The sequence below is a fragment of the Kiritimatiellia bacterium genome (genome assembly GCA_018001225.1).
Taxonomy (GTDB): Bacteria; Verrucomicrobiota; Kiritimatiellia; order CAIQIC01; family JAGNIJ01; genus JAGNIJ01.
In genome coordinates this window covers 21,722-29,602 of record JAGNIJ010000046.1, presented here as the reverse complement: position 1 = coordinate 29,602, position 7,881 = coordinate 21,722, and the positions used below count along the sequence as shown (strand labels likewise).

Genomic DNA, 7,881 nt, shown 5'->3' with positions numbered 1-7,881 from the left:
AGGTTGATCTGCAGGGTGTTGGTCAGCATGTCGCGGTACGTGTCGATGCGGTCGCTGATCCGGGAGCGATGGTCCAGCAGGTCGCGGTAGTAGGGCAGCAGGCTGGTTCGAACGATCTTGAACTCGCCGTGGGCCAGGCGCGAGATCACCTCCCGCTGCGGCGTCACGATCTGCCGCAGGTGGTGAACCTCCGTCTTCAGTTGCAGGACTTCCGTCAGGATGTCCACGGACGAGTACGTCAGCGCCCGCTTTTCCAGTTCGCTCATCTCGTTGGAGAGGTTGAGCAGGGCCGGCTCGTAGTTGTCGAGCAGGCTGTCCAGCAGGTGGTAGGTCAGGCGGTCCGGCGCGCGCGCGATGACGGGCGCGTTTTTCACCACGCGCTCGATGGTGGCCGCGACGCTCTTCAGGGGGTCCTCGTGCACGGTCACCAGGAAGTTCCGGCCGATGAAAAGGTTGAGTTCCGTCGTGTGGAACTTGCGGGTGTCGGGCCGGTAGTCCGCCGCGTGGACCACCATGAAGAGGTATTGCTCGTATTCGTCGATTTTCGGGCGCTCGGTGACGGCGATGCAATCCTCGATGGCCAGCGGATGGAAGTTGAACACGCCCTCGAGCAGGCCCTTGTATTCCGCCTCGGTCGGCTTCTCCGCATCCGCCCAGATCTGGACGCCCTCGTCGTACAACAGCAGGCGCAGGACGTCGAGCCCGACGTCCTGGCTCACCAGCTTGCCCTGGTTGAATATAAACGACCTTATCATGGGAAAATCCGTCCTCGACCTGCGCGCATCCTCTCACGCGCGGCGCGGGGACTCAAGGTGAAACGGCCGCGCCCAGGCCGGCGGCGGCGACGGCCAGCGCGCTCAAGTCGCCGATGCGTCCCTCGAGCGCGCTGGGCAGGATCCGGCAGGCCGCCACGCTCGGCGGCCAGGCATACTTCTTCACGCGCTCGCGCAAAGGCGCCAGGAGAAAGTCGCCGGCATGGATCGCGATGGTGCCCATCAGGATCACCCGCGGGTTCAGGAACATGAGCACGTTACCCACGCCCTGGGCGAGCCGCTCGAGATACTCCTCCCAGGCCTCCCGCGCGAAGGCGTCGCCCTTCCGTGCCGCCGCGAGGAAGGCCCGGAAATCGATCGCCTCCGGATCGCCCCCGGCTTCGTCCAGGATGGCGGTCTCGAGGCGGTCTTTCACGATGCGCGCGCGCAGCCGGTTGGCCACGTTCAGGCCGCCGCAGTAAATCTCCAGGCAGCCGCGCTGCCCGCAGGGGCAGGGGGGGCCGTGAATATCCAGGACATGATGCCCGACCTCGCCCGCCAGGTCGGTCGCCCCCTGGATCACGCGCCCGTCCAGCACGACGCCCGCGCCCAGCCCCGTGCTCATGGTCAGGTACACCAGGTTCGGCGTGCCGCGGCAGGACCCGTAGAGATACTCCGCCAGCGCGCAGGCGTTGGCGTCGTTGTTCATGAACGCCGGACGCCCGAAGGATTCCGTGGCCCACCGGATCAAGAGCACATCGACCCATCCCGGCATGTTCGGCGGGCGAAGCATCAGGCCGTCGCGCACCGACACCGGGCCCGGCGCGGCGATGCCGACGGCCTCCAGTTCTTCCAGGGCCACGCCGGCCTCGTCCAGCAGTTCGCGGGCAAGCGCGGCGGTCCGCCGCAGGCCGGATTCCGGGCCCTCGGGCGCACGCGTGGGCATGCGCCGGGAGGCCCGGAGCGCCCCGCGTTCGTCCCCGAGGCAGACCGACGTCTTCGTACCGCCCAGGTCGATGCCCAGCAGGTTCATGCGCGCCAGCATACGGGGCCGCCCGCGGGCCACAAGCGTATTCTCGGCGCGGCCGATGTCCATTGACCCGACCGCCCGCCTTGGATAAGGTACGCCGAACTTGAACCCCTTTTTTTTCAGCGAGGTGTTTGTGGGCGATTTCGGAATCTTGAATCTGCCGCTGGCCAGCCTGTTCACGGCGTTCCGCACGAGCAGCCTGATGTCGGGCAAGCTGATCGTCGTCATCCTGATCGTGGCGTCGATCTTCGCGTGGTCGGTGATGGTGACCAAGTACCTGGACCTGATCCGCGCCCAGCGCGCGTCGCGCCGTTTCCAGCTCGCGTTCCGCGGCGAGGCGCACCCGCTCTCGCTCTACCTCAAGCGCCACGCGTTCGCGGAGAGCCCGATCTACAAGGTCTACGAGGCCGGCTGCCTCGCCCTCGGCGGGGAATTGAACGACGGGCACCGCCATGCCGGCGACCTGTTCGCGGCCGGAAACCGGTTCGAGGACTACCGGCTCAACCAGCTCCAGGTCGAGGTCGTCCGCCGCGTCACGGAGCGCACCGTCGCCGACCAGGCCTTGGAACTCGAGAGCCGGATGGGCTTCCTGGCGACCGCGGTCAGCGCCAGCCCTCTGCTCGGCCTGCTCGGCACGGTCTGGGGCGTGCTGGACGCCTTCAGCGCCATGGCCGTCAGCGGCGCGGCGAACCTCTCCGCCGTGGCGCCCGGCATCTCCGGCGCCCTGCTGACGACCGTGGTGGGCCTGCTCGTCGCCCTCCCGTCCGCCATCGGCTACAACATCCTCGCCAGCAAGATCCGCGAGCTGGCGGTCCAGATGGACAACTTCGCGCAGGAATTCGTAGCCGAGTTGCAGCGCATGTTCGTAAGGGAGTAGGGAGCCCCGGATGGCCCGTCGAACCTCCATGCTGGCGCTGCAGGAGATCAAGGAGATCAACATGACTCCCTTGATCGACCTGACCTTCCTGCTCCTGATCACCTTCATCATCACGTTCCCGCTGCTCGAGCAGGGCATCTACGTCAACCTGCCCCGCGGCAAGGCCGACGACCTTGACCAGCGCCAGATGCGGACCATCACCCTCGATATCGAGGGGCACCTGTACCTCGACCGCCAGCCCATCGAGCGCGAGGCGCTGGCGGCGGAGATGACGGACATGGGGCGGGCCGACCCCGAGACCATCGTCCTGGTCCGCGCCGACGAGAAGATCGCGTACGGGAAGCTCGTGGAGATCCTCAATATCCTGCGAGAGGCCAAGATCGCGCGCATGGCGCTGGTGACCTCGCCGGACGGGAAATAACGCTCCATGGACGTGCGGTTCCGCAAGTCGCTCAAGATCAGCACGATCGTTCACACCGTGCTCATCCTCGGCGTGGTCATCGCGCCGCTCGTGGCCAACTGGTGGTTCCGCCGGCAGCGGCGGGATATCGTCGTCATCGACCTGACCATCGCCTTGCCGGACATCCCCGCGGACGTGGTGGAGGCCTCGACGGCGCCGCAGCCCCCGGCGCCCGAGCCGCCGAAGGATATCCCCGAGGAAATCAAGCCGAAGCCCAGGCCCCAGGTCCAGAAAAGCACCAAGCGCGTCACGCGCGAGCCGCCCAAGCCCGACCAGCCGAAGCTCTCGCCGGAGGAGATTCGCAAGCTTCTCGCGGCCGGGGCGAAGATCTCCGATCGGACCTCCATTCCGTCGGACACGTTTCCCGAGGCCTGGTACTACGCGCTCGTGAAGCAGGCGATGTACGACGCGTGGAACCAGCCCAGCGGCCCGGCCGTGCCCGCCGGGCTGCGCGCGATCGTCCTGATCCGCGTCGAGAAGAGCGGGATGATAACCCGGCGCACGCTGGCCAAGACGTCCGGCAACGCCCTGATGGACGATTCCGTGATGAAGGCCGTGAACGCCGTGTCGAAGTTGAGGCCCTTGCCGGAGCAATGGGGCGTGGCCTCGAAGGACATCGACATCACCTTCGACTTGAGCGCCGGAGGGCTGTAGGCCGGGCGCGGTGAAATGTATCGGCTCGCGGGGACGCTCGCCCTCCATATCCGTGTATTCCTGCTGGAGGGCGAGCCTCCGGCGAGCCGAACGCAACGAGCCCTTCGATTGCAGTCTTGCCCTCCCCGGCGTTTTAATTACAGTACGCGCGCAACGGAGAGAACGGATGAAGAAATGGCTTTGGCTTTTGATCGTGGCGGGATGGGGGGCGGTTTCGGCCCGGGCCCAGGTGGTGGTGACCAAGGGCGCTGGGCAGAAGACGGGCCTGGACCTGGCGGCCTTCCAGGCCGCGCCGACCGCGGGCGCCGCGACGTTCCGCAAGACCTTGCAGGACGACCTCGCGCGCTCGGGCTGGTTCTCCCTCACCGCGCCCGGCCGCGGGGAGGTGGTCTTGCAGGGCCAGTGCGCGGAGTCGGGCGGCTCGATCAACGCCACGATCTACGTGCTCCACGCCACGACCCGCCAGAGCTTCATGAGCAAGAGCTACCCGGCTTCCTCCGCGGAGGCCCGTCGGATGGCGCACCGCGCGGCCGATGACATCATCCTGGCCGTCACCGGCCGCAAGGGCCTGAACTCGGGCCGGCTCGTCCTCGTCGGGAACCGGACGAAGAACAAGGAGCTCTATCTCTGCGACGCGGACGGCGCCGGGCTCGTGCAACTGACGCAGGACCGCCGCATCAGCCTGGCCCCGCGGTGGAGCCCCGACGGGAAGACCATCGTCTACACCTCCTACCTGCGCGGCTACCCGGACGTCTACTCGATCGACGTCGGCAGCGGCGCGCGGAAGATCGTGGCCAACTATCCCGGCTTGAACACGGGCGGGGCCGTCGCGCCGAACGGCCGCGACATGGCGCTGATCCTGTCGCGCACGGGCAACCCGGAGCTGTTCGTGAAGAGCGGCGGCTCCCTGACCCGGCTGACCGCGACGGCGCAGGCCGCGGAGGCCAGCCCGGCCTGGTCCCCCGACGGCAACCGGATCGTCTACGTCTCCGACCAGGCGGGCACCCCGCAGCTCTACATGATCTCCCGCTCCGGCGGCCGCGGCCAGCGCCTGACCAGCCGCGGCTCGGAAAACGTCGCGCCCGACTGGGGCGCGAACGGCTGGATCGCGTTTTCCTCGAAGCTGGGCGGCCGGTACCAGGTCTGCATCATGAACCCGGATACCCAGGAAATCCGCCAGATCACCGCCGACGGCGCCGATTACGAGGATCCCTCCTGGGCGCCCGACGGGCGGCACATCGCCTGCGCCCGGACGGTCGGCTACCGCTCCGCCATCTATCTAGTTGACACCATGGGCGATCCCCCCATACCTTTACTCGACGCTTCCGGGGATTGGTTTTCTCCCTCGTGGGCGCCTTGATATTTGAACCGTTTTCTTAGTCAACAAACAGGAGAATGAAGATGCAGATGCGAGGGTGGATGGTGGCGGCGGCGGCATTGCTGATGGTATCGGGCAGCGGGTGTAAGAAGCGCGCGCCGAAAGGCGGCCTGGCCGGCGTCGATAATGTCGGCGGCGTGGTCGGCAGCGATTTGTACGGCGAGGGCATGGACAGCCTGGGGCCTCGGTGGGAAGGCGAGGGGACCCGCGGCCAGTTCACCCCCGTGTATTTCGATTACGACAGCTCGCAGATCAAGGACTCGGAACGCTCCAAGCTCGACGCGGTGGCCAGTTCGCTCCAGGGCTCGCAGGCCGGCCTGGTCGTCGAAGGCCACGCGGACGAGCGGGGCAGCAACGAGTACAACCTGGCGCTGGGCGAGCGCCGCGCGCTGGCCGTCCGCGCCTACCTGGTGGGCCTGGGCATCGACGGCGATCGCATTCAGACGAAGAGCCTCGGCGAGGAGCAACCGGTGTCCATGGGGCATGACGACGAGTCCTGGAGCCAGAACCGGCGCGGTGAGTTCATCCTGTTCCAGTAAACCCGCAACGCCGATGGTATGGCCGCGAAAGCCCCGGCAGGCGCCGGGGCTTTTGCGTTGGAGACGGGAATAACAAGCATGAGCGGGAATGTCAGCCTGGCCTTCCTGACCGGGAACGCCGGCGGCGGCGAGTTGCTGCTGATTTTTATCGTCGCCCTCGTGCTCTTCGGCGCCAAGCGGCTGCCGGATTTGGCCCGAAGCCTGGGCCGCGCCCTCGAGGAGTTCCGCCGCGCCGCGCGCGACGTGACCGATGAACTGCGGCGGGGCGCCGAGGAACCGCCCCCCGCGCCGCCCCCGCCGCCTCCGGAAAAGGACCGGGACCATGATCCTGCCGGATAAACCGGCCGCCCCGTCGGAGGTGAAGCCCTTCCTGGATCACCTCGAGGATCTGCGCTGGACCGTGGTCCGCTGCGCCCTGGCGCTGCTGCTGGGCGTGGTCGTCGCGTATCCCTTTGCCCCGAAGATCATGCAGCTTCTGACCCGCCCGCTCTCGGGGGTCACGGCGAACACCACGGACTTCCTGCGGTCGCTGGAAGTCGGCGGCGCGTTTTCCGCGAGCCTTCGCCTGGCGGCCTGGGCCGGGCTGTTGTTGAGCAGCCCGTTCCTCGTGCTGTTCATCGGGCGATTTGTTTTCCCCGGGCTCTTTGAACACGAGAAGCGCACCGTGGCCCGGATGTTCGGATTCGCGGTGGTTCTTTTTTCCGGCGGCCTGATGCTGGGCTACGCCTACGCGCTGCCCGTCGCCCTCAAGATGATGTTCGGGCTTCACGGGTGGATGGGCGTGCGCGCGGAATGGACCATCACAAACTACCTCGCCTTCGCCGTGCCGCTGCTGATCGGGTTCGGGCTGGTCTTCGAACTGCCCGTGGTCCTCGTCGCGCTGGGCCGCATGGGCTTCCTGACCTCGGCGCAGTTGCGACGGCGCCGCCGGCATGCCGTCGTCGCCGCCCTGGTTATCGGGATGGTCATGACGCCGCCCGACGTGGTCTCGCAGGTGCTGATGGCGACGCCCCTGATCGGGCTCTACGAGGTCAGCATCTGGCTCGTCGCCGCCGCGGAACGCCGGGCGTCGCAAGCGACGCCCCTACTGCAGCCCCCCGGCTAACTGCCCGCAGGCGGCGGCGATGTCCACCCCGCGCTGCGCGCGCACCGTGCAGGCGACGCGATGACGTTCCAGGACCGCCTGGAAATCCAGCACGCGCTGCCGCTCGGACGGTTTCAACGGCTCCCCGGGCACGGGGTTCCAAGGGATGAGATTCACGTGGCACAGCTTCACGCCCGGCCGGGCCGCCGTACCCTTCAGCAGGCGGGCCAGTTCCTGCGCCCGCGCGGGCTGGTCGTTCACCCCCTGGAGCAGAACGTACTCGAACGAGACTCGGCGCCGCGTCTTTTCCGTGTATTCGCGGACGGCCTCGATCACCCGCGCCACGGGATACTTCCGGTTCACGGGCACCAGCCGCGAGCGCAGTTCGTCGTCCGGCGCATGCAGCGACACGGCCAGGTTCACCGGCAGCTTCTCGCGGGCGAGGCGCAGGATGCCCGGCACGATGCCGACCGTGGACACCGTGAAATTACGCGCCCCGAAGTTGAACCCGTCGGGGTCGTGCAACCGCTCGACCGAGGCCCACCAGCGGTCGTAGTTGTTGAACGGCTCGCCCATGCCCATGTACACGATGTTGGTCAGCAAGGGGCCCCCCGCCGACCGCGCTTCGCGCGCGGCCCAGAGCACCTGCTCGACCATCTGCCCCGCCGTCAGGTTCAGGCGGAAGCCCATGCGCCCGGTCGCGCAGAAGCTGCAGGCCATCGCGCAGCCGGACTGCGTCGAGACGCAGACCGTGGCCCGGTCGCGGTAGATCATGAGCACGGCTTCCACGGGCGGGCCGCCGTCCACGCGGAACGCCGCCTTGCGGGTCAGGCCGCCCTCGCCGGCCTGCACCCGGTCGAGCTCCAGGTCGTTGAACCGGACCTCCCGCGCGAGGCGTTCCCGCAGCGCCGCCGGCAGGTCGGACATGTCCTCGGGCCGCGCGGCGAGCTGGACGTAGAGCTGGCGGTAGAGCTGCCGGGCGCGGTAGGCCGGCTGCCGCCACCCGCGCAACAGCGCCTCGATCCCGGCCGCGGACATGTCGTAGATGGACGGGGCCCTGTCCTTCATGCCGGCCAGCCTACCACAAGGAAGGACGGCTGTCGCGCG

Annotated in this window: 10 protein-coding genes; 7 read left to right on the top strand and 3 right to left on the bottom strand. The window is 67.9% G+C overall.

Annotation, left to right across the window (positions count from 1 at the left end; genetic code table 11):
• A partial coding sequence (locus KA248_13610) for a magnesium transporter CorA family protein (GenBank protein ID MBP7830943.1) occupies positions 1-755 on the bottom strand: 755 nt, incomplete at its 3' end.
• A gap of 52 nt (positions 756-807) precedes the next feature.
• The gene (locus KA248_13605) at positions 808-1,797 is read right to left on the bottom strand and encodes an ROK family protein (protein ID MBP7830942.1); all 990 of its coding nucleotides are present in this window, start codon (positions 1,795-1,797) and stop codon (positions 808-810) included.
• An 88-nt stretch (positions 1,798-1,885) separates the two neighbouring features.
• Here KA248_13605 and KA248_13600 point away from each other — a divergent pair, with 88 nt between their 5' ends.
• From KA248_13600 to tatC, 7 genes are all read left to right on the top strand, one after another.
• On the top strand, positions 1,886-2,659 hold the full coding sequence (locus KA248_13600) for a MotA/TolQ/ExbB proton channel family protein (protein MBP7830941.1): 774 nt from the start codon (positions 1,886-1,888) through the stop codon (positions 2,657-2,659).
• 10 nt (positions 2,660-2,669) lie between these two features.
• Positions 2,670-3,080, top strand: a complete 411-nt coding sequence (locus KA248_13595) for a biopolymer transporter ExbD (protein ID MBP7830940.1) — start codon at positions 2,670-2,672, stop codon at positions 3,078-3,080.
• Between the two features lie 6 nt (positions 3,081-3,086).
• Positions 3,087-3,773 (top strand): TonB C-terminal domain-containing protein, encoded by a 687-nt coding sequence (locus KA248_13590; protein ID MBP7830939.1) that lies wholly within the window; start codon positions 3,087-3,089, stop codon positions 3,771-3,773.
• A gap of 166 nt (positions 3,774-3,939) precedes the next feature.
• A complete protein-coding gene (locus KA248_13585) occupies positions 3,940-5,133 on the top strand; it encodes a PD40 domain-containing protein (GenBank protein MBP7830938.1) in 1,194 nt (397 codons plus the stop codon).
• A 41-nt stretch (positions 5,134-5,174) separates the two neighbouring features.
• Positions 5,175-5,690, top strand: coding sequence for an OmpA family protein (locus KA248_13580; protein ID MBP7830937.1), 516 nt, complete (start codon positions 5,175-5,177; stop codon positions 5,688-5,690).
• Between the two features lie 78 nt (positions 5,691-5,768).
• Positions 5,769-6,029: a twin-arginine translocase TatA/TatE family subunit gene (locus tag KA248_13575; protein ID MBP7830936.1), complete on the top strand. Its 261-nt coding sequence runs from the start codon at positions 5,769-5,771 to the stop codon at positions 6,027-6,029.
• Positions 6,013-6,795 carry a twin-arginine translocase subunit TatC gene (gene tatC, locus KA248_13570; GenBank protein ID MBP7830935.1) on the top strand — a complete coding sequence of 261 codons (783 nt, stop codon included), beginning with the start codon at positions 6,013-6,015 and terminating at the stop codon, positions 6,793-6,795. The genes KA248_13575 and tatC overlap by 17 nt, the downstream gene beginning before the upstream one ends.
• Here the strand turns inward: tatC and rlmN are convergent.
• Positions 6,775-7,842, bottom strand: coding sequence for a 23S rRNA (adenine(2503)-C(2))-methyltransferase RlmN (gene rlmN, locus KA248_13565; protein ID MBP7830934.1), 1,068 nt, complete (start codon positions 7,840-7,842; stop codon positions 6,775-6,777). The two genes, tatC and rlmN, sit on opposite strands and share 21 nt — an antisense overlap.
• Positions 7,843-7,881: the final 39 nt, after the last annotated feature.